At 61.2% G+C, this 21239-nt stretch carries 19 protein-coding genes and 1 pseudogene; 7 read left to right on the forward strand and 13 right to left on the reverse strand.

Annotated features, from left to right (window positions below):
* Positions 1–62 precede the first annotated feature (62 nt).
* The gene (locus AC4LE2_RS10200) at positions 63–1088 is read right to left on the reverse strand and encodes a DNA-binding protein (protein WP_491825647.1); all 1026 of its coding nucleotides are present in this window, start codon (positions 1086–1088) and stop codon (positions 63–65) included.
* A gap of 134 nt (positions 1089–1222) precedes the next feature.
* Here AC4LE2_RS10200 and AC4LE2_RS10205 point away from each other — a divergent pair, with 134 nt between their 5' ends.
* Positions 1223–2173, forward strand: a complete 951-nt coding sequence (locus AC4LE2_RS10205) for a site-specific integrase (protein ID WP_491825648.1) — start codon at positions 1223–1225, stop codon at positions 2171–2173.
* 27 nt (positions 2174–2200) lie between these two features.
* Here AC4LE2_RS10205 and AC4LE2_RS10210 read toward each other — a convergent pair whose 3' ends face one another.
* The 4 genes and pseudogenes from AC4LE2_RS10210 to AC4LE2_RS10225 all read right to left on the reverse strand — a co-directional run.
* Positions 2201–2572 carry an AprI/Inh family metalloprotease inhibitor gene (locus tag AC4LE2_RS10210; RefSeq protein ID WP_491825649.1) on the reverse strand — a complete coding sequence of 124 codons (372 nt, stop codon included), beginning with the start codon at positions 2570–2572 and terminating at the stop codon, positions 2201–2203.
* A complete protein-coding gene (locus AC4LE2_RS10215; protein ID WP_491825650.1) occupies positions 2550–3962 on the reverse strand; it encodes a serralysin family metalloprotease in 1413 nt (470 codons plus the stop codon). Before AC4LE2_RS10215 ends, AC4LE2_RS10210 begins: the two co-directional genes overlap by 23 nt.
* A 302-nt stretch (positions 3963–4264) precedes the next feature.
* Entirely contained in the window at positions 4265–4438 is a 174-nt protein-coding gene (locus AC4LE2_RS10220; protein WP_491825651.1) for a hypothetical protein, read from the reverse strand.
* 193 nt (positions 4439–4631) lie between these two features.
* Positions 4632–4838 (reverse strand): annotated as a pseudogene (locus AC4LE2_RS10225) (GntR family transcriptional regulator); the annotation flags it as partial.
* A gap of 325 nt (positions 4839–5163) precedes the next feature.
* Here AC4LE2_RS10225 and AC4LE2_RS10230 point away from each other — a divergent pair.
* Together AC4LE2_RS10230 and AC4LE2_RS10235 are read left to right on the forward strand one after the other, a co-directional pair.
* The gene (locus AC4LE2_RS10230) at positions 5164–5469 is read left to right on the forward strand and encodes a DUF6482 family protein (RefSeq protein WP_491825652.1); all 306 of its coding nucleotides are present in this window, start codon (positions 5164–5166) and stop codon (positions 5467–5469) included.
* 3 nt (positions 5470–5472) lie between these two features.
* On the forward strand, positions 5473–8004 hold the full coding sequence (locus AC4LE2_RS10235; protein WP_491825653.1) for an ATP-binding protein: 2532 nt from the start codon (positions 5473–5475) through the stop codon (positions 8002–8004).
* 68 nt (positions 8005–8072) lie between these two features.
* On the opposite strand, the gene AC4LE2_RS10240 is transcribed toward AC4LE2_RS10235, so the two are convergent.
* A complete protein-coding gene (locus tag AC4LE2_RS10240; RefSeq protein WP_491825654.1) occupies positions 8073–10634 on the reverse strand; it encodes a M10 family metallopeptidase C-terminal domain-containing protein in 2562 nt (853 codons plus the stop codon).
* 454 nt (positions 10635–11088) lie between these two features.
* Here AC4LE2_RS10240 and AC4LE2_RS10245 point away from each other — a divergent pair, with 454 nt between their 5' ends.
* On the forward strand, positions 11089–11490 hold the full coding sequence (locus AC4LE2_RS10245; protein ID WP_491825655.1) for an ATP-binding protein: 402 nt from the start codon (positions 11089–11091) through the stop codon (positions 11488–11490).
* A gap of 15 nt (positions 11491–11505) precedes the next feature.
* Here the strand turns inward: AC4LE2_RS10245 and araH are convergent, their stop codons facing one another.
* The 4 genes from araH to AC4LE2_RS10265 form a co-directional block, all read right to left on the reverse strand.
* Entirely contained in the window at positions 11506–12474 is a 969-nt protein-coding gene (gene araH / locus AC4LE2_RS10250; protein ID WP_491825656.1) for an L-arabinose ABC transporter permease AraH, read from the reverse strand.
* Complete coding sequence (gene araG, locus AC4LE2_RS10255; RefSeq protein ID WP_491825657.1) at positions 12467–14017, reverse strand: L-arabinose ABC transporter ATP-binding protein AraG; 1551 nt, start codon at positions 14015–14017, stop codon at positions 12467–12469. Before araG ends, araH begins: the two co-directional genes overlap by 8 nt.
* Before the next feature lie 22 nt (positions 14018–14039).
* Positions 14040–15044, reverse strand: coding sequence for a substrate-binding domain-containing protein (locus AC4LE2_RS10260; protein WP_491825658.1), 1005 nt, complete (start codon positions 15042–15044; stop codon positions 14040–14042).
* A gap of 122 nt (positions 15045–15166) precedes the next feature.
* Positions 15167–16057: an SMP-30/gluconolactonase/LRE family protein gene (locus AC4LE2_RS10265; RefSeq protein ID WP_491825659.1), complete on the reverse strand. Its 891-nt coding sequence runs from the start codon at positions 16055–16057 to the stop codon at positions 15167–15169.
* A 215-nt stretch (positions 16058–16272) separates the two neighbouring features.
* On the opposite strand from AC4LE2_RS10265, the gene AC4LE2_RS10270 reads away from it, so the two are divergent.
* A complete protein-coding gene (locus AC4LE2_RS10270; RefSeq protein WP_491825660.1) occupies positions 16273–17430 on the forward strand; it encodes an aldose epimerase family protein in 1158 nt (385 codons plus the stop codon).
* Positions 17427–17693 carry a DUF3253 domain-containing protein gene (locus AC4LE2_RS10275; protein WP_491825661.1) on the forward strand — a complete coding sequence of 89 codons (267 nt, stop codon included), beginning with the start codon at positions 17427–17429 and terminating at the stop codon, positions 17691–17693. The genes AC4LE2_RS10270 and AC4LE2_RS10275 overlap by 4 nt, the downstream gene beginning before the upstream one ends.
* On the opposite strand, the gene AC4LE2_RS10280 is transcribed toward AC4LE2_RS10275, so the two are convergent.
* The gene (locus AC4LE2_RS10280; RefSeq protein WP_491825662.1) at positions 17662–18399 is read right to left on the reverse strand and encodes a DUF72 domain-containing protein; all 738 of its coding nucleotides are present in this window, start codon (positions 18397–18399) and stop codon (positions 17662–17664) included. The two genes, AC4LE2_RS10275 and AC4LE2_RS10280, sit on opposite strands and share 32 nt — an antisense overlap.
* A gap of 109 nt (positions 18400–18508) precedes the next feature.
* Here AC4LE2_RS10280 and AC4LE2_RS10285 point away from each other — a divergent pair, with 109 nt between their 5' ends.
* Positions 18509–18892, forward strand: a complete 384-nt coding sequence (locus AC4LE2_RS10285) for a DUF4124 domain-containing protein (protein ID WP_491825663.1) — start codon at positions 18509–18511, stop codon at positions 18890–18892.
* Positions 18893–19062: 170 nt separating this feature from the next.
* Here AC4LE2_RS10285 and AC4LE2_RS10290 read toward each other — a convergent pair whose 3' ends face one another.
* A complete protein-coding gene (locus AC4LE2_RS10290; RefSeq protein ID WP_491828108.1) occupies positions 19063–19914 on the reverse strand; it encodes a TIGR03915 family putative DNA repair protein in 852 nt (283 codons plus the stop codon).
* Entirely contained in the window at positions 19911–21131 is a 1221-nt protein-coding gene (locus tag AC4LE2_RS10295; RefSeq protein WP_491825664.1) for a putative DNA modification/repair radical SAM protein, read from the reverse strand. Before AC4LE2_RS10295 ends, AC4LE2_RS10290 begins: the two co-directional genes overlap by 4 nt.
* Between the last annotated feature and the right edge of the window lie 108 nt (positions 21132–21239).

Here is a 21239-nt window from a genome sequence, read left to right on the forward strand (position 1 = left end):
ATAAACGTTGACCACCTCCCTCGCGGGCGGTGGTTTTTTTTGCCTTACCGAACCGCCTGGGCTTAGGTTTGTGCTTCGCCTCTTTCATCTGCTGCTGCGCCCTCGGCGTGTTTCACTGGGTGCGCGAGGCGCGCTTCGTGCAGCAGTGCTTCCAGTTGGCGGCCTCTGGCCCGCAGGTCTGCCAGCTCATCGGCCCGCGAGGCGAGCAACTGCTCGGTGCGCTGCAATGCGTCACGCAGCTCGGTCAATTGCGTAGCCAATACCTCACGTGCCCCTTGTGCCTGCCCATGGGCGGCAGCCAAGCGCGCGATTTCTGCCTGTAGCATCGTTGCCTGCTCGCTGCTTTGGGTGCGCGCCAGCTCGCTCTGGCCTAACGCCGAGAGCAAGCGCTCATTGTCCCGGTTCAGCCCTGTGAGTTCCTCTTGGCGTACGACCAGGGCCTGTTGGGCTTGACGCAGCTCCGCCTGCACCTGTTGCAGTTGGCCTTCATGGCGACGCTGTTCTTGGTCACGCTGTTCGCGTGCGGCGGTGCGGTAGTGCTCCAAGGCTTCCCGCGCGTGCCGATGTTTTTCTTCCAGGGACACAAGGTGTTGTTGATTGTCTGCCAAGCGCGCGCTTAGGTCTTCATTGGCTTGGGTCAACCGCACCCGCTGAGTGTGCTCGGCTTGGGCATTGGCATGGCTCTGCTCAAGGGCTGCGCTGGTCTGGTTTAACGCGGTTTCACGTTGAGCAAGCGTTTGCTCAAGCGCTTGAGCCTGGCTGCTCAGCTCGGTTGCACGCGTTTGAAGCGCGCCTCGCTGTTCATCGAATTGCGCCTGGGCAGCATCGATGCGCGCCTGAGCCTCTTCATGCAGGCGCTCCGCCAGGGCCTTGACCAGCCCTGTGAGTTCGTCACTTATCGAGCCCATGCCTTCGGCCAGGGTGCCTTGGTCTGCCTCCAATTCCTTGAGGAAACGGTGGATCGTACTCTTGGACCCTGTATTGCCAAGTTCAACCCGTATCGCATCGATGCTGGGGTTCAGCCCCTTTGCCAAGAGCGAGCGACGAGCCTGCTCGACCACCTCTTTTGTTACGCCAGTGCGGGCCATCGGGCCTCCTAAAAATGTACTGTATTACATAGTCTGTAATTACATACTGAATATCATATTTATTCAAGCAGTTGATTGTTCATTCTTTAACGGGATAATGGCGCGTTATCACGGGTAAGGCGTTAAAGGCGGCTATGAATCCAGTCGATCAGTACATCGAGGCAGCCACGCGGGCGAATACACGCCGCAGTTACCTAGCCGCGCTAGAGCACTTCGAAGTCACCTGGGGTGGCCTTCTGCCCGCTACGGCTGAGAGCGTGGCCAGGTACCTGGCCGACCACGCGGGCAGCCACGCCGTCAGCACGCTGCGTCAACGGCTGGCCGCACTCGCGCAGTGGCACCTCAGCCAAGGCTTTCCGGACCCTACCAAGGCGCCCATGGTGCGGCAGGTATTAAGGGGTATTCGAACCCTGCACCCAGCGGCCCCTCGGCAGGCGGTACCCCTGGCCCTGGTTCAGCTTCAGCAGGTGGTCGAGCGGCTGGAAGCACACGCCGTGCAGGCAACCGCCGTCGCCGACCTGCCTGTCAGGCTGAGGGCGCGGCGCGATCAGGCATTGCTGCTGTTAGGGTTTTGGAAGGGGTTACGCAGTGATGAGCTGGGGCGCTTGCAGGTAGAGCACATTCAGGTAGAACCAGGCAGTGCCCTCACCCTGTTTTTGACCCGAAGCAAAGCTGACCGCCAGGCGCTGGGGCAGCAAGTACGCATCCCGGCGCTGCGGGTGCTGTGCCCGGTCAAGGCCTACACGGCCTGGATAACCGACGCAGGGCTGGCAAAGGGGCCGGTCTTTCGCAAGCTCGACCGCTGGGGCAATCTGGGCGACGCCAGCCTGCATCCCAGTAGCTTCATTCCCTTGATCCGCGATGCCTTCGAGCGGGCCGGGGTCGCTAACAGCGCTTTGACCAGCCACTCCCTGAGGCGCGGCTTCGCCACGTGGGCCATGGGCAACGGCTGGGACTTGAAATCCTTGATGAGCTACGTGGGGTGGAAGGACATGAAGTCAGCCATGCGCTACGTTGACTCGGCCGAGTCGTTTGGGGGGCTGGCGCTGGCCAACAACGCGTTGATAGGCACTGGCCTTGAGTGAGATTGCCGCGCAGGGCCTGAGTCAGTGCTATGGCCGCCTTAGCCAAAACACCGCGCCCTGGCGGGTGCGCCCCGTGTAGCGGCCCCCGCCACCGGGGCTTAGCAGAATAAGGGTACGGCCACCTTCGCCGACCAACGCAATGCCGTCAGGCTTGCTGGCCCAGCCAGCCACAGGTTGAGCCAGCCATCGCAGCGCGCTACAGCCGGCGGCCTCACCCTGTGCGCTGCCATTTATAGCCAACGTCAGCCTGCAAGTGACTGCTGGCTGACCTTCAGGGTAAAGCATCCAAGCCCCCAGCAAGGCCTGAGGGCCCAGCGGCGCCAGGCTGCTCGCCACCGCAGGCAGCGACGAGCAAAGCACCGCCAGGCAGGCGACCTTAAACCGTAAAGTCGCTGGCATGGGCCTCGCCGAGGATTTTCAAGACGAAGTCCGCACTGTGGTCGCCATCGAAATCAATGGCCAGGTGCGTGCCATAGCTGGCGCCGCGCAATACTGCGGCGCCGACGCTGCCATCCAGGGTTTTAGTGAAATGAATGGCGCCCACGCCGGGGGTGGTAAGGCCTGTGAGGTCAACCACGTCCTGGCCGGTGACGAAGTCCATCAACCGGTCGGCGCTGCTTACTGCTGAGTCGCTTCGGGCGAAGTAGATAAAGGTATCCGCGCCCTGGCCACCCCATAGCTTGTCGGCACCGCCTGCGCCAGCGATCACATCCTGGCCGTCGTTGCCGACCAGCCAGTTGTCCGCATCGTTACCCAGCAACAGGTCATTTCCCTGCCCGCCGATGGCTTTCTCCAAGGTCACACCTTGGGCGATAGACACGTTGCCCACCTTCCCGCCCACGTCGGAGAAGCTGCCTTCATGTAAATTGATGCGCTGGTTCACTGTGTAGCCGGAGAAGTCCAGGGTATCGACACCGCCCCCATCCCACACTGAAAAGATCAGGGTGCTGTCTGCAGACGTGGCCGTGGTCTCTGCCCGGTTGCTGTTGGAATTGAACCCGTAAACGGTGCCGCCCGAGCGTGTGTCGGTGTTGGCGCCGTACAGCAGCTGCATGGCGGCAATGTCGTCCATCAGGGGAACCGACGCGTACGCATTGCTGAAATCCTGGCCGGTAAAGTATTCGTCCCAGTAGCTCATCACGGTGTAGCCGCGCGAATCTTCGGCATAAATCGCATCGTCCGTATAACTGAGCACGCCGTTCCAGGCGTCGTAATCTGCCGGGTGAGCCAGGCCGAGGGTGTGGCCGATTTCATGCAGCAGGGTTTGCCCGCCATAGTTGTTCACGTCAGCGTTAGCGTTCTCTCGGTACGCATCACTGACCCAGTACCAGGATTCGCCGTCACGGGTGGTGCCGTTGGGGTAATACGCAAAAGCCGCTTCACCAGTGGACTGGGTGTAGCCGCCCATGCTCAAGTGACCTTCACCGCCTGTTGGCGCGAGGCTGAAGGACAGGTTGGCGACGTCCGACCAGCCGCGCAGTGCCAGCTTGGTCTGGGCCTGCTGCTGGTCGTTAAAGGCGACGAAGTCCCCGCGCGAAGGGTCGAAGTCAGCAGGGCGGGCCTGGGTGAAGCTGTAGGTCAGGTCAACGGTTCCATCGCCATTGCTATCGGTAAAGTGATAGCCGTAGCGGGCGATTTGGGCGGCCGCTTCACTGGCGCTGTAGGAGGGCCGATCTTTGACGACCCCCGCGCCTCGATCGTAGGCGTGCGCGTAGTCGAACAGGCGCTGGAACGCCAGGCTGTAGCTGGAAAGGCCGGTCAGGGCAGGAGCAAGCTCTAAGTCAGACATCAGGTTTCCCTACTGGAGTAATAGCGAGCATGTTCAGGCCTGCCAGGTGGCACCACCTTAGAGGAGTGCCCGCCTGGTTTGCCTGATGTGCTCACGCTCGCACAGTCTTGAACGGCCCGCTATGGGCGTATTGCGCTTCGCCATCACTGGCGACGAACGGTACATAAAAGATGGCCACTGGCCTTGACTGGAGGTCCCAGCTACCCTTCCGATTAACGCCTTGGCCAAGGCTAGTCCGTGCGGTCAACCTACCCCTTCGATGCAGTACCATCCGACGCTTGAAGGCCTTTACCTGTCGCTTGTCATCCTGCCATGGGCGCGGGCATCGCCTGCTCTGGCGCAGCGTCACCCAACCAAGCACGGGCGCTGAATGTCGCCGCCATGAGCGTTCGCCTGCGGCTGTACTGGGCGGCGTTGTTAGGGGGCTGGCCCTGGGCCCGTAACTGAGCGTCTATCAGCGCGCCCAGTGTAGCCATGGCTGCCTTACTGCGCGCCTCCCACGGATAGCCATGGTTTAACCTCACGCGTGCCTGCGCTGGAAAATAACCTGCGGCCGCGGCGAGCATGGCTTGTTGCTGATGAGGCTTGGCCTGAGCTTGCGCAGGTGACGGTCGTAACCCAACCCTCATGGTCGAAATGCTTCACTGCTCGCGGCGGTTTGTACCCGTAGTACAGCTCGGCATACACCCGCGCCTGGATCAGCCCCCGGTCTTTGAGCCAGTAATAGGCGGGGAACACCGTCGCTGGGCTAACCCCATACCGTCCGCTGGCCTGGCGCACTGAGGGCACCCGCTCCCCGGCGGCCAATACACTTGAGCGGATCATGTCTGCGATCTGTTCAGCCAGTTGTTCATAGCGCTTGAGCTTGTGGGCCATACACCCTCCTCCAGGCGCCATGATGGCTCAGGCAGGGCCCATGAGCCAGCGCAGTTAGCTCATTTACCAACCGCTGGATTCAGGTGCTCATGCTCATAGGCGCTTGTAAAACACGACATCAAAAGAAGGCTATTTTTTTGGCTCCAAAACTAGCGCCCTGCCAGGCGAACCGGCACAATGCGCTCGCGCGCTCATAGCGTTTGCGGAATGGATGCGCCCTGCGCTGGCTTGCGGCGCCTTTCTTGATAATTGGCCTTGGCGGCAATGTGAACTCGCGGCCCATGCCCTCCTCTGAATAGTCAGGCATACCACCCGGAGTAATGGCATGAAGGTCGAAGACATCGCTGGCGCAGTAAAGGCTGGCACCGTAACAGAGCTCAATCTTGTGTCAGTAGAGGGCGGGTCCTATACCCTCCATGCGATCGTTGATGGGACGTCCGAGCGCGTGCTTGACGGCGACGGTGACACCGTACACGTGGCCTCGGCAGACCAGGCACGCAAACTGCTGGCTGACGTTCCAGATACCGTGCAACTGATGCTGGTACAACCTGCGGTGTATGACGAAATGGTCGGCCTTGACAGCGGCCCTACCGACTCCCGCGAACCGATCCCTCTTCACAGCAGCAAGTAACCTATGAACGCCGGCGCGGATCGCAGTTCTGAAAGGCAGCTACTGGCTGAAAATGCCTCGTTACGCGCCGAACTCGAAGCACTCAAGGGCGATGTATTCGATGCCAGCGATGTGGGGTTTTGCATCATCGAACTGCGCTTTGGCCCCAATGGCGAGGCGCAAGACTACTGCTTTCTCAGCGTGAACCGCGCGTTCGAGAAACACACCGGGCTCGACCACGCCGAAGGGTGTTGGATGCGTGAGCGGGTTCCCGATCACGACGAGTTCTGGTTCCAGACCTACGGCAAAGTAGCCCTCACGGGGCAACCGGCGCAATTTGAGAGCGAGGCTCGTGCGTTAGGTCGCTATTTTATGGTTCAGGCGGCCCGTATCGGCAGCCCTGAACAACGCCGCGTGTCTGTAATCTTTCACGACATCACCCAGCGCCGCGTAGCTGAGCAGGCATTGACCAGTAGCGAGCGGCACTGGCGCGGGCTGTTCGAGCACTTCGATGAAGCCTTCGCCTTGGCCGAAGTGGTACGTGACGAACAAGGCGGCGCGCACGATTGGCGTTTCATCGACGTCAACCCGGCCTGTTGTCGTATCCTAGGCCTGCCCGCAGCGCAGGTGCGGACCCAAACCCTACGAGCGCTGTTTCCCAACCTTGCACCGGGGTGGATCAGCGACGCGGCCAAAGTGGCCGAGACCGGCGTGTCGATGCCCTTCATTCGCCCCCTGGATAATGTGCGTCGATGGTATGAAGGCCGCTTCCACCCGCTGCCTGATGACTGTTTCATGGTGATCTTCCAGGACGTCAGCGAGCTACGCCGCGCGGCACAGCGCCGTGAAGGCCTGCTGCACTTGAGTGACCGCCTGCGGACCATGGATCAACCCGACGACATCGCAGGGGTAGCCGCCGAAATTCTTGGCAGCGTGCTGGAAGTCAACCGCGCGGGCTACTGCCTGATCGGCACTGATCCGGGGCGCGTAGAAGTGCAGCAGGATTGGTCCAACGATGGCCGCGTATCGCTCAGGGGCCCACACGACCTGAGCGCGCTTGGAAACTACGACGGCATACTGGTCAGCGGCCAAGCAATCGTGGTCAGTGATGTGTTTTCGGACGCGCGTATTGCGCACCCCGAAGCCTTCGAACCTTATGGGGTGCAGTCGTTTATCAGCGTCCCGCTGATGGAAGGCGACCGCTTGGTTGCCGTCATGTTTGCAGACTCCCGCCTGCCTCGCAGTTGGAGCCAGGAAGACGTTGAGTTCACCCGGGAGCTGGGTGAGCGCACGCGCACGACCATTGAGCGCCGCCGCGCCGAGCAGCAGCTTCAGCAACTTAATGCCCGCCTGGAGCAACTCGTAGCCGAGCGAACCAGGGAGCTGCTGCGCTCTGAGGAGCAACTGCGCCAGTCCCAGAAGATGGAAGCCGTAGGCCAACTCACGGGGGGCATCGCCCACGACTTCAATAACCTGCTCACCGGCATTTCCGGCAGCCTTGAGCTGTTGCAAAGCCGTATTCAGCAAGGCCGTACCCAAGACTTGGACCGCTACATCAACGCCGCCCAGGGGGCGTCACGTCGTGCCGCCGCCCTAACCCACCGATTGTTGGCGTTTTCCCGCAGGCAAACCCTGGCGCCCAAGCCCACCCAGGTGAACCGCCTGATTACCGGTATGGAAGAGCTGATCTCCCGAACCGTGGGGCCGGGCATCTCCATCATCACAGACCTGAGTACAGACCTGTGGAGTGTGTTGATAGACCCCCATCAGTTAGAAAACGCACTGCTCAACCTGTGCATCAATGCACGTGACGCCATGCCCCACGGGGGCACCCTGACCGTGAGCAGCCGCAACCGTAGCATCGACGACCGAGGCGCTCAGGTATTTGACCTCACGGCTGGCGAATACGTGGCGGTTGCCGTGTCGGACACCGGTACAGGCATGGCGCCTGAGGTGATCGCCAAGGCGTTCGAGCCCTTCTTCACCACCAAACCCATGGGGATGGGAACTGGGTTAGGGCTGTCGATGATCTATGGGTTCATCCGCCAGTCGGGTGGCCAGGCGCGCATTCATTCCGAAGAGGGCAAAGGGTGCATAGTTACCCTCTACCTGCCCCGTCATCACGGCGCCGCAATAGAGGCCAGCGTCCCTCAGCTAAGTGCGCCGCCTAGGGCAGAAGTGGGTGAAACCGTGCTGGTGGTGGACGACGAGCCCACCGTGCGGATCATGGTCACTGAAGTGCTGGAAGATCTGGGCTATCACGCCATAGAGGCTGCCGACGGTCGAGCTGGCCTGCAGCTGCTTAACTCCGACTTGAAAGTAGACCTGCTGATTACGGATGTTGGCTTACCGGGCGGTATGAATGGCCGCCAGATGGCGGATGCCGCACGGGTAAATAGGCCAGACCTCAAAGTGCTGTTCATTACGGGCTATGCCGAATCCAGCGTGTTCGAAAACGGCCCGGCCCATGATGGCATGCACGTGCTGACCAAGCCCTTCTCCGTAGACAACCTCGCCCACCGGATCCGCGAGCTGATCCAGGGTACTACCCGCTAGGGCCACCGACGCACATCAGGGCAGCTAACGCCGGTTGTAACCTGCGTTAGCTGCCCTGATGTGCTAGATCATGCGGTGTGGTCAACGTGCTGAGGTACGCCTACCAACTGCACGTCTTGTGAAGTGGCTGGGTCCGCGAACACGAACGCATCCTTGGTGAGGGTATGGCTGTAGTCCCCTTCCAGCGACACCTGGAACTTATGCCCTGAGGCATCCGCTTCATTGCTGCGCACGTAGGTGCGATCGGTTGCCGCGCTATAGCTGAACTTCAAGGACCCGTCAGTGCCATCACCCAGTTTGGTGAAGCCCAGCGCGGACACGTCGAGCACATCCCTCCCCACGGTGAAGTCAGTGATGACATCGGATGCACCCACGTAGCTGTCACTCACTTGCTCAAAGCGGAAGGTATCGGCACCCGAGCCGCCGGTGAGCTTGTCAGTACCGCCGCCGCCAATGAGAAGGTCGTCGCCGATGCTCCCAGCCAGCACGTCGTTGCCACCCAGGCCGGTCAGGGTGTCGTTACCCCAGTCGCCATACAGGGTGTCAGCGCCTGCGGTGCCGACCGAATCCAAATGCCCAATGGGCTGCGAGGTGTCGGTCTGGGCAGGGTTGGGGTTGGCGAACAGTACGTTGGTGGCCGTCAGCTCTGCCAGATGGTTGCCGCTGAGCAAGATCTCGAACCGGTTGCCGTCGGCGTCAGGCTCCAAAGACTTGAGCGCAGTAAAATCACCTGCCAGGTTCAATACCACTTTCAGCGTGCCGTCGAAACCATTGCCAAGGCCGGTGAAGCCCAGTGCCGTCAAGTCAATGCGGTCATGCCCATTACTGTTGAAGTCCGTAATCAGGTCGCGCTGGGCATAGCTGCCACTGGCATCGTTACGGAAGCTGTCGCTCTCGCGGGTGTACACGAAGGTGTCGGCCCCCGAACCACCGGTAAGGGTGTCGCCACCCGCGCCGCCAACCAGGCGGTCAGCGCCGCCGTCGCCCAGCAAGGTATCACGGCCTGTCAGGCCTACCAGAGTGTCATCCCCGGTGGTGCCAACGAGGCGGTCGTTATAGGCAGTGCCGCGCGTGAGCGACATGAAGTTGTCAGCGCCCAGGGTAGCCAGGTGATTGCCGCTCAATGCCAACTGGAACCGGTTGCCGTCGCTGTCTGCGTCCAGGCTGGCCAGGTACGTAGTATCGGTAGTGGCGTTGTAGGTCGCCTTCACCGTGCCGTTGTGGCCATTGCCCAACCCGGAAAAGCCCAGCGCTGTCAGGTCAAGACGGTCGCTGCTGTCGTTGAAGTCAGTGATGCGATCGCTGAATGAGCCTGTTGCAGACTGGTAGCTGTCACTGATCTGGGTAAAGCGGAAGACATCACTGCCACTGCCGCCGCTCAAGGTATCGACCCCGGCACCGCCCGCGATGACGTCGTTACCGGCACGCCCATCGATGCGGTCATTCCCCGCACCGCCACTAATGAGTTCATCGGCGCGGCTACCGGTCAGGGTGTCAGCTGCAGCGCTGCCCCGAAGAATGAGCACGTCGCTGTTGTTGTAGACCTGGGTTTCGCTGCCTATCGCATTGATGTCGCCAGCCGGTGTGCCATTGATGACGTTGCCGAACACGATGCTGCCGTCGACGCTGGCCTGATCGGACGGGATTTCAGCCACACCCCAGGTGGCGTTAGCGCCGCCGGTGATGAGGTTGTCATAGACGAAGTTCTGGCTGCCTGCATTCGCGCCCTGGGCACGGATGGCCACTTCAGCGGCGCTGCCCGCCTGAGCGTTGTCATGGATGACGTTGTCAGCGACTTCCAGGTGGGTGGTACCTTGCAGGTCAACCCCTGAGCCGCCGTTACCGTGGACGTCCTGGCGGTACACCCCACCGTATTCGATGCCGCGTACACGCACACCGTCCCCGGCGTTGTCATAGACGTCACCGCCCACCACGCTGAAGTAACCCGTGTCTACGCCGTTTTCGTTGTGAACGTAAATGCCATCGCCTGCGTTACCCGCCGCGATGTTATCGGCCAGGGTGAGTGCTTGATCGCCCAGGGTCACGTCGATGCCATGACGACCATTCTCCAAAGCACGGTTGTCCTGGAAGGTAATGGCCGGAAGCGAAGCGCCCAAGGTGAAGCCGTCAAGCGTATTGCCCGTGGCGGTGCTATTGCGAACCGCAAGGTTGACGCCCGGCGCAGACAGGTCAAAGCCATGGCCGCTGAAGCCCTTGGCGGTTACGCTATCGATTACCAGGTTGGTCACATCCTTGGCCCCTGTCTGGGACCAGCCGCTGATCTGGCCACTGCTGCCTGCCTGGCTACCGTCCAGGCTGAGGTTGCTAACGGTGGCATCGCGCAGGTTGGTGCCTGCCTTTACGCCGAGCAGGGAGGTGGTGCCAGCCCCTGCGCCCTCTGCCAACGTGAGCACCGAGTCGTTGGCCCCTTCACCGGTGAGGCTCACGTTGCTTTTGAGTGCCAGTGCATTGCCCGATCCGTCCGCGTCGGACACCACCCACGTGCCCGTAGGCACGAATACCTGCCCACCGCCCGCCGCCGCAGCGGCATTTATGGCCTTCTGGATCGCCGCAGTGTCATCAGCCCCGTTGCCCTTGGCGCCATAATCGCGGATATCGAAAACAGTCATGCATTGCTCCTGTGTAGGTACTTGCGGCGGCGAAGCCTGCCTGGCCCTCGTGTCCGCTGCGTAGCTGGTCGGCTTATTCAAAACCTGGCGAAACCATGTGACCGGGGAAAGCTCTCATAGTTGGCTCATCATAGGCGAGATCCGACGGAACGGCGCCTCGCCCTTTCAATGGCACCCCGTTATCCCGCTCATCCTTACTATTTGCCCTTACTCCAGCATCCAGAGACCGTGGCTTCAATGACTCAGCACCTCTCCATCGATAGTGAGCCCTTTCTACACGGCGGGAGAACTTGGGACGCTGATTCGCCAATATGACTGGACGACGAGCGGCCTCGGCCCGCCTGCGCAGTGGCCGCAGAGCGCCGACTTCAACGACCATGTGATGCGGGTGGGCCTGGCGCTTCCTCGATGACCTCGCCAAGGAAACCAGCCGCATAGCGAAGCCGATGCCATCATGGCGACAGCCACCCGCCTATTGGGAGAGCACCTGGAGTTGTCCGTGTGTGCAGTGTTGGGTAGCCTGGAGCTACTGTGCCGCCGTCTTCCCGACGACCCTATGCTGTTACGCCTGCTCAACAACGCCAAGGCCGGCGCCGAGCGAGGCGCGACCCTGACTGCGAGAATGTTAGCGTTTGCCATGAACGGCCAGGGCCGCATTCTGATCGAAGCCTGCCTTGAGCGAGTGGCCAACGACCCGGCCCTGGCATCTGGCGAGTATTGGCGGTTGTCAGTGACTGATACTGGCGAAGGCAAGGATGCACGCACCTTGGAACGTGCTACCGAACCCTTTTTTACGACCAAGGGCCGGATCACGCTCAACGGCTGGCAAATCCTCTATCGAGGCTGGGCGCCATAGAGCGCCCAGCGTCACTTAACGCTGCTTCAAACGGTCGATGATCACCGCCAACAGCAGGATGCTGCCGCGAATCACGTACTGGTAGAAGGTGTCGATGTTCTTGAGGTTCATCGCGTTCTCGATGATCGCCAGAATCAGCACACCGGCGATGACGTGGCGCATCATGCCAATCCCGCCCGCCAGAGACACGCCGCCTAATACACAGGCAGAAATCACCGTCAGCTCAAAGCCCTGACCGATCATCGGCTGGCCCGAGGTCATGCGCGAGGCGAGCACCACGCCTGCCAGTGCGCCGATCACACCGTGCACCGCAAAGATCATGATCTTGGTACGGTCTACCGCCACACCGGCCAGGCGGGCGGCTTCCTGGTTGCCGCCAATGGCCATCGTATTACGCCCATAGGTGGTGTAATTGAGCAGCCAGCCAAAGAACAGGAAGCACAGCAGCGTAATCACGATAGGCACGGGCACCCCATAAAGCTGCCCGTTACCAAAGATCGAGAAGTCTTCCTGCATCACGCCTACGGCTTTGCCGTTGGAGAAAATGTACGCCAGGCCGCGCACGATCTGCATGGTGGCCAAGGTCGTAATCAATGCATTGATGCGTAACTTGGCAATCACGATGCCATTGATCAACCCGACCACCAGGCCCATGCCCAACGCAGCGCCTACGCCTAGCGCGACGCTGTCAGTGTCTCGCATGACAATCGCGGCAATCACCCCTGCGCACGCAATCACCGAACCCACGGACAGGTCGAAGTGCCCCGACGCCAGACAGAACAACATGGTGCACGCGGCAATGCCGGTGGTTGAGATCGCAAGCCCCAGGCCACGCATGTTAAGGGGCGACAGAAAGTTATCGATGAAGATCGCAGAGCACGCAAAGATAGCGACAGCCGCCAGCAGCATGACCCAGTCATCGAGAAAACGCCGCAGGTTGAGCCGTTGGGTCGACATCAACGGAGTCTGGGGTACGCTAGCCATGGTTCACCTCTTGTTCTAATGCTACCTGGGCGCCAGGGAGGGCCAGGTGTAGCAGGCTGGATTCATTGGCCTGAGCGCGGTGCAACTGGCCGGTCACGGCGCCTTCGCACATCACCATCACCCGGTCAGAGATACCGATCACTTCCATCAAGTCGCTGGACACCACGATCACCGCCACGCCATCGGCCGCCAGGTTGTGGATGATCTGGTAGATCTCGGATTTGGCGCCTATATCGATGCCGCGGGTAGGCTCGTCAAGCAACAGCACCTTCATGGGTAACGACAGCCAGCGACCCAGGATGGCCTTCTGTTGATTGCCCCCGGACAGGTACAGGATGGTTTGATCGGCCGAAGGCGTTTTCACATTCAGCGCGCGGATTTGCTTCTCGGCGTTGCTCCGCTCCCATCGGCCTCGAAGCAGGCAGCCTAACCGTGAGTGGCGCGGCCGGGCGCCGATGTTGATGTTCTCCGCCACGCTGGCCAAGGAGACGATGCCCTCTTTTTTACGGTCCTCCGGGCACAGCAGGATCCCTGCGGCAATAGCGTCCCTGGGCGTAGACAACTTAAGTGCCTGGCCTTCGAGGCGCACTTCGCCTGCTGTAGCAGGCGTCAGGCCGGTCAGCAACCGAAGCAGCTCGGTACGCCCTGCCCCGACCAGGCCAAAGAAGCCCAGTACCTCGCCCCGGCGCGCCGTAAAGGACACGGGCGACCGCACACCTGGCCCCTGCAAGCCCACTACGTCCAAGGCCACGTCCCCGTGGGGCCGTGGGCGATAGTTGTAAATGTCCTGGATATCCCGGCCCACCATGCAGGTGACCAGTTTGTCGTGGGTCAGGCTTGCCATGTCCTGGAAGGTCTGCACATAGCGCCCATCCTTGAACACCGTCACCGCATCGCAGATACGGAAAATCTCTTCCATACGGTGAGAGACATACAACACCACCCTGCCCTCGTCGCGCAGCTGGGCAATGATCTGCATCAGCCGGTCGATTTCTCGGGCCGACAGGCTACTGGTAGGCTCGTCGAAGGCGATAACCCGCGCATCGTGGGAGAGTGCCTTGGCGATTTCCACCAGTTGCCGCTGCCCCAGGGAAAGGTCACCCAAACGGGTAGTGGAAGGGATTTCATCGGCCAGGCCCCGGAGCAGCTCCTGGGCACGGGCATGCATGGCGCGGCGGTTGACGATTCCCATGCGCGACGGAAAGTGCCCAAGCAGAAGGTTCTCGGCCACGGACATTTCCGGCACCAGGTGAAGCTCCTGGTGAATCACCGCAATGCCGTTGGCGAGGCTATCGGCGGCATTACGTAGCTTGAGGGTGCGCTCGCCCACACACAGCTCGCCCTCAGAGGGCGCATAAGCGCCCCCGAGGATCTTGAGCAGGGTGGATTTGCCAGCACCGTTCTCCCCCATCAAGGCATGCACTTGACCGGGGTAGGCCGTGAAACTGATATCGGCCAGCGCGCGCACGCCTGGAAACTGCTTGCCAATGCCTTTGAACGACAGCGCCTCGGCAGCGCCGGCTTGCGGTACGGTAGACAACATTGCAACGCTCCTCGCGACCTGCTTAGTTCCACAAGCCGATTTTTTCAAGCGCTTGCTTGAAGTTCGCCCGAGTAATGAGCGTTACCTCGTCCATTGCGGTGTACTTGGGCGGCTCTTTGCCTGTGGTCACCCACTCGAACACCATGGTTGCGGTCCGTTCGCCCTCGATGTGCGGGCTGGGAAGCATCGACCCGAAGAAGCCGCTGTCAGGCTTTTTCAGCTCGCCAATGGCGTCGGTACCGTTGATGCCGATACCGATCACGTCGGCCGCTTTGAAACCTGCGCTTTCTGTTGCCCGCACACCGCCCAGCACGGTGTTGTCGTTCATGCCGCCGACGATCAGGTGCTTGGCAGCCGAAGGCAACTTCACCAGTGCCGAGTTGGTGGCGTCCATGCTGCCTGGCACGTCAAGGGTCTTCTGCGGTGCGTAGACAATATGGTCTTCAGGGAAGCCTGCCTTTTTCAACGCGTCTACCGAGCCATCGGTGCGTTTTTTACCGGTATCGAGTTCGTTGTAGGTATTGATCACCGCCCAGGTTTCTTTCCAATCCCACCCCCGGTGCTTGGCTTCCTCGGCCATGGCAGCGCCTTGCTTCTGGCCGACTTCAAAGGCCGCCATGCCCAGGTAGGGCACGTCTTCCATGAAGTTGCCCTTGGCGTCCACAAAGCGGTCGTCCACGGTCATCAACTTGAGGTCGTTGGCCTTTGCCTTCGCCACGATGGCGGGGCCCAGTGACACGTCTGGCGCGCAGATCACAAAGCCTTTGGCGCCGTTGGCGGCCAGGCTGTCGATGGCGGCGAGGGTTTTTTCACCATCGGGTACGGCAATCTTGAGCAGCGTGAAGCCCTTCTCTTTGGCTGCCTTTTCGGCAAAGGCCCATTCGGTCTGGAACCAGGGCTCTTCAGCCTGCTTAACCAAGAAACCGATTTTAACCGGGTCGGCCGCCAGCGCGTGGCCTGCCCAACCCAGCGCGGCAGTCGTTGCAACAGCGCCACAAAAGACGCGGAACCCTTTGGATAGGGGCATTGGCTCACTCCTTGTTTTTGTTAGAAAGCCGAGCGGTGCCGATAAGCCGACTACCGCGAATTCAGTCAAGCACAGCACGCTTGGCAAGGTGTAACAAAGTGTCACCTAGCCAAGCGGTTTCATCATCCGGCGAAGCGGTGGCAGGGCCTGCCCGCGACCGTCGTGCGAGCCTTGAACACCGCGCCATCGAGCGCCGACACGGTGGTGCCCGGGATCGCTGACGTTAGGTACAGGGTGCGCAAATCCTCGCCGCCGAACACGCAACTAGTGGGGCAACTGATGGGCACCTCGATGCGCCGATCCAGCGTGCCATCGGGGGCGAAGCGTAATAGGCAGCCCCCGCCCCAGCGGGCATTCCATAGATAACCTTCACTGTCCAAGGCAGAGCCGTCAGGCGTGCCCGGCCCGCTATCCGCCCACGCCTGGCGTTCGCCCAAGGCGCCGTCCGGGCTCACGGGGTAGCGGTACAGCGCCCCTGCTCGGCTGTCGGCGGTATAGAGGTAGCGACCATCTGCGCTCCACTCCAGGGTATTGGGGATGCCAAGCCCCTGCAGCACAGCCGTTACGGCTGGTTGGCCGCTCGGGCTGGCCGCAGCCACACGGAACAGGCCCCCGTTGTCACGGCTAACAGGAAGGTCTTCCCCGTCAGGCCCCAGGTTATTCTGCATCGTGCCTAGCCAGAGCCGGCCATGGGCATCACAGCGCGCTTCGTTGGCGCGGTTGCCCGGCGCGGGATCCACTACAGTGAACAGGCTCAAGCGCGGATGGTCTGTGGGAGAGGTGAGGTCCAGCCGGTACACGCCGCTGGCGAGGGTGACCAGTGCATCACCCCGCACCGTGGGAATGAACGCCGAAACGGGTTCATTCAACTGCCAGGCCTGCACGCCGTTATCAGTTAAGCGACAGGCTTGATGGCCTGCGATGTCGGCAAAATAGAGGGTTTGCGTGCTTGCGTCCCAGAAAGGGCCTTCGGCGAGCTTGTACCGCTGGGGCGAAACGGGGAGCCATTGCATGGCGCCTCCTTATTATTGTTGTGTACCTCGCGCCAACCGAGTTCGGCAGGGCTGGAAGCATTAAATAATATTACTATTTAGCTTTCAACCCCTAAAATACATAGTAATTCTCGGTTTTTATTGATCTTGATGTTGAAATTGGTATGACTATATTCAACAGGGCAATGTTGTAGCCCTCCCCCTTCTTCATAACAACAAACGTACGGAGACTACCCATGAACCCCCTTCTCACGCGCAGTGGCCAAGCGGCCGCCCTGGCCTTGGCCATCGGCACCGGTACGGGCGTGGCGCACGCCGCCGGCCTGACACAAGAACACGTCAGCTTTGCCACCTTGGACGACGGTAATTCGGTAGAGCGCTATGTGCTGCGCAACAGTCACGGGATGCAAGCGAGCATCCTGACGTATGGCGCAACCCTGCAATCGCTGCTCGTCCCTGATAGCAAAGGCAACCTGGCAGATGTGGTGCTGGGGTTCGATGATCTGGCAGGCTACCAGGCCCACGGCGACGTGTATTTTGGCGCCACCATTGGCCGCTTCGGTAACCGTTTGGCCAAGGGCCAGTTCAGCTTGGATGGCAAGCAGTACCAAGTACCCGTGAATGATGGGCCGAATGCCCTGCATGGCGGGCCGAAAGGCTTCGACAAGCATCTGTGGACGGCACGTGAGACGAATGAAAAAGGCTGGGTGGGCGTGACCCTGAGCTACCACTCTGCCGATGGCGAGATGGGCTTTCCGGGCAATCTGAAGGTCGACGTGGAGTACAGCCTCAACGACAAGAACGAGTTGCGCATCCGCTATAAGGCCACCACTGACCGCAGCACGGTGCTTAACCTCACCAACCACAGCTATTTCAACCTGGCCGGTGCTGGCGAAGGGGATATTCTCAACCATGTGGCTACGCTCTACGCGGCCAAGTACACGCCTATTGATAACACCCTGATACCTACGGGCGAATTGGCACCCGTGGCCGGCACCCCATTAGACTTCACCCGCCCGGTAGCCTTTGGCAAACACATCCGCGACGATCATGAACAGCTCAAGTTCGCCGAGCCCAAGCAAGGCGGGTTTGACTTCAACTGGGTACTCGATAGCGCGGGCGACTTGAGCACGCCGGCCGCCGACGTGATGGACCCAGGCTCAGGGCGGCGTTTGCGCCTCTACACTACCGAGCCGGGCGTGCAGCTGTACACCGGTAACTTCCTTACCGGTTTCACCGGCAAAGGGGGTAAAACTTACCCCCACTGGGGAGCCTTCACCCTGGAAACCCAACACTACCCCGATGCACCTAACCAGCCAAACTTCCCCTCTACCCGGCTGGACCCAGGCAAGACGTACGCCCAGACCACCCTGTTCAGTTTCAGTCACCTATGAGCCATGAGCCCCCGGCGCTACGTGCGTGCCTGCTTGATCTGTTGGCTCAGCGCAGCCCCGAGGCCTCTATCTGCCCCTCTGAGGTGGCTCGCTCAATAGCGCCAGCGCAGGACGCCTGGCGTGCGCTGATGGAGCCCGTGCGTCATCAGGCTCAGCAACTGGCCCGGGAAGGCGTGATCGTGATTACCCAAGGGGCTCACTCGCTCGACCCGGAGGGGCCGTTCAACGGCCCTATTCGCCTGCGCCGGGGCCCGAGCTTTTAAGCAGGCGCTCGTGTACCCACAGCGCATCGCCAACCGCCGCGCCCGCGGCGGTATTGTCGAAGATGCACCAGGTAGGTACGTCGCTGGCATTTAACCGCTCGACCACGCACTGGCGCACCGGCTCGCTGTACGCGGAATAGTAAATTTTAGGGCTGCCGTGTAGCCGTAAGTACACAAGCCCACCCCACCCTAAGGGCTCGGTTTCCTTCAGTGGAGCGGGGTCTGCTTGCACCCACGCCACCTCGAACGAGGTCAATAGCGCCCCGGCATGCAGCCACGTGGGGTGACGGGGTTCCAGCGCTACCGCGCCGTGATAACGCTGGCGCAGCTGCTCGAAAAATAAACCTGTGTGCTTAGGCTCAAAGATAAAAGAAGGCGGCAACTGCACCAGCAGGCAGCCCAGGTTGGGTCCCAACGCCATGCACTGGTCGAGAAAGGCATCAAGGGGTGCCTGGCACTGCTCAAGTCGCAGCTCGTGAGTGATGTGCTTAGGCACCTTGACGGAGAACCGGAAGCTCGGCGGTACCGAGCCGGCCCAGCGGGCATAGGTTGCCGCGCGGTGCGGGCGATAAAATGAGCTGTTGATCTCCGCCGCAGTGAAGCGGCTGGCATAGCGCTGCAAATGGGTGCCGTCGCGGTCAAACTGCGGCCAGTAGTCGCGCGGCAGGCTCCAGCCTGCACAGCCCAGGTAAGGTGTCGGGTTCATAAGGTTAAGACTGCGACGTACCCTACGGTGTTCCGTCGGACGGATATGTGAGGCACAGCCGCCGCCCTTTATACTACGCGACATCTAAATGCCACCATGGGCCCGGCCAATGCGACTGCCAGTGTTACTCGCCGCCCTCACCTGCGTTACCCCCGCAGCCTTTGCCGAGGCGTACAAATGTACGGGCCCCGAGGGCCGGGTGAGCTACAGCTTCGTGCCGTGCCCCGTGGCACGCGGCAACACCGACTGGTCTCGTAACGTGGATCAGGCACGTTGGGTGAGCGCCAACCCTGACGACGCCAAGCCCGCTGCAATCAACAAGCGCGCGACTGATATTCTGCGCGCCAGCTACCGCACCAAGGTGCGCTACACCGTGACCTACCTGCCAGGTCATGCACCGCCTCCAGAGAAAAAAACCAAGGCCAAGGCCAAACCGATGCGCTGCTTGCAGGGAGCCGGGCGAATGGCCTGCGATGGCTTGGCCCGTCCCTAGGCTCACGTGGGTGAAGGTCAGAGACGAAAACTGCCCACCAACTGCTGGAGCCGCCCGGCCTGCTGTTCAAGGTCCACGCAGGCGCGCAGCGTCGCGTGGGCGTTTTTAATACCTCGCCGGTTTTGAGTTGTGCAAAAACAAACGGCGGCCTATTGATGCCAGTGCTTAAGTCAGTCTTTAGGCGTGGGCAGACGGGGTACAGGGGCTGCCCCGATGGCCTTGCCCGCGCGAGCGCCCACTGCCGCCGCTTGGCCATCGCGTTGCTTGCCATGACGTGCCTGCACCACCAGCCTGGGGATCAGGTCGCCCTCTGGCAATAGCTTCCAGAACCGCGTAGGCATGTGCCCTTGCATGATGCTGGGGTTCACCCGTGCAGGGTTGAAGGTGTGCGCGTAATAGGCGCGCCACAAGGCATGGGTGTCATCCCCCCTGCCCCGCGCCAGGTCACGCCAGGCGTCAGGGCAGGTGCGTTCGTAATGCAAACGCTCGCCGTTGTAGAAGATCCCATCGCGCGGCGTTGCGATCAGCCAGCGCTCGCGGCCCATGCGCCCCACGAAATGCTCCGCCGCCCGTTCAAGAATATCGTGGGCCGGCTCGTGCCAGGCCACGAATGCTGGCCCCTCGCCAGGCGCCTGGCGCTCCTCGAAGCGCAGGAAGGCATGCAGGTGATGCGCCTCGCGACTGACCTGCTTGATCCGCCGATGAAGCTCCGAGCCCAGGGCGTCGCCGGCCAGCATGGCAGTACGGTCGCCATGGCTGACCCGCCACAGCACTTCATACAACAGGCTCCAGCGGTGGTCACCCAAGTACTGGGCCGCGTCGCGCAGCAGGTCGGGCAAGGCTTGCGGGATCTTGGCGTGAAACAGCCCAAGGGCCTCTGGCAGATCGTGGGGTGCGCTGAAAAGGTCCACCTCGCGCTCGCCGTTCCAGCTCACCTGGCTAGGGTCTATATGGTGGCTGAGCAACCAACGCGCTTGCTGGCGCCACTGGCTGAACAGGCCATTGCACTCCAGGCAGATCACCCCCACAGCCCCAGTTGCTGAGGTTGTGGGCGCTCGATCATCGCCTGGCGCAGCGAAAGGCTGCTGCTTTCGCCTTGGGGCGGATGGTAGTCCGCCGTGATCACGAAGGGCCGCGCTTTGGCCAATACACAGCGCAGCCGAGCCAGGTCTGCATACCGAATGCGGCGCTGACGGCGCAGTTCGACAATCCGCTTGGTGGTCCGGATACCGATACCTGGCACCCGGGCAATCATTGCCGGCTCGGCGCGGTTGAGGTCTAGCGGGAACAGGTCGCGGTGCTCCAGCGCCCAGGCCAGCTTGGGGTCGATGTCCAAGGCCAGGTTACCGGGCCCGCTCAACAGCTCGTCGGCCTTGTAGCCGTAGCTTCTGAGTAAAAAATCGGCTTGGTACAGCCGATGCTCGCGCAACAAGGGCGGCGGCGCCAACGGCACGCTCGAAGGGCTGTCAGGGATAGGGCTGAAGGCCGAGTAATACACCCGGCGCAGGCGGAAATTGCCATACAGCGACTCTGCGCTTTGCAAGATGGTGCTGTCGTCGGTGGCATCGGCCCCAATGATCATTTGGGTGCTCTGGCCAGCGGGGGTGAACGCCGGCGCCTTGGCCTCGCCTGCCACGGCTTGTTGGCCCTGGTGGATAGTGTCCATGGCCTGATGGATGGTAATCAGCTGCTTCTCCGGCGCCAGTACCCGCAAGCTTTCGCCGGTGGGTAGCTCAACGTTAACGCTCAGGCGGTCGGCGTAGCGGCCAGCCTGTTCGATCAGTGCAGGGTCGGCGTCTGGAATGGTCTTGAGGTGAATGTAGCCGCGAAACTCATGCTCCTCGCGCAAGCTGCGAGCCACGCTGACCAGTTGCTCCATGGTGTAATCCGCAGAGCGGATGATCCCTGAGCTTAGAAACAGACCGCTGATGTAATTGCGCCGGTAGAAGTCCAGGGTGAGCCGCACGACCTCATCCGGGTTGAACCGTGCGCGGGGTACGTTGCTGGTTCGACGGTTTACACAGTACTGGCAGTCGTACAAGCAAAAGTTGGTGAGCAACACCTTGAGCAGCGACACACAGCGACCATCAGGCGTATAGCTGTGACAGATCCCCATGCCATTGGTAGACCCCAGCCCACCCTTGCCTTGAGAGCTGCGCTTGGGCGCGCCGCTGCTGGCGCAGGAGGCGTCATACTTGGCGGCGTCGGCGAGAATGCTTAGCTTATCGATCAACTGCATGGCGGGCCCAGTCACTGGTTTTATGTACAGTAACGGGTCGGTTGTACAACCTCAAGCACCCTTGGTCGCGTGGTTTCCAGGGTGGGCCGCCGCGGTAAGTTGCCTGGC

It is taken from the genome of Pseudomonas sp. 9.3L (assembly GCF_058536285.1).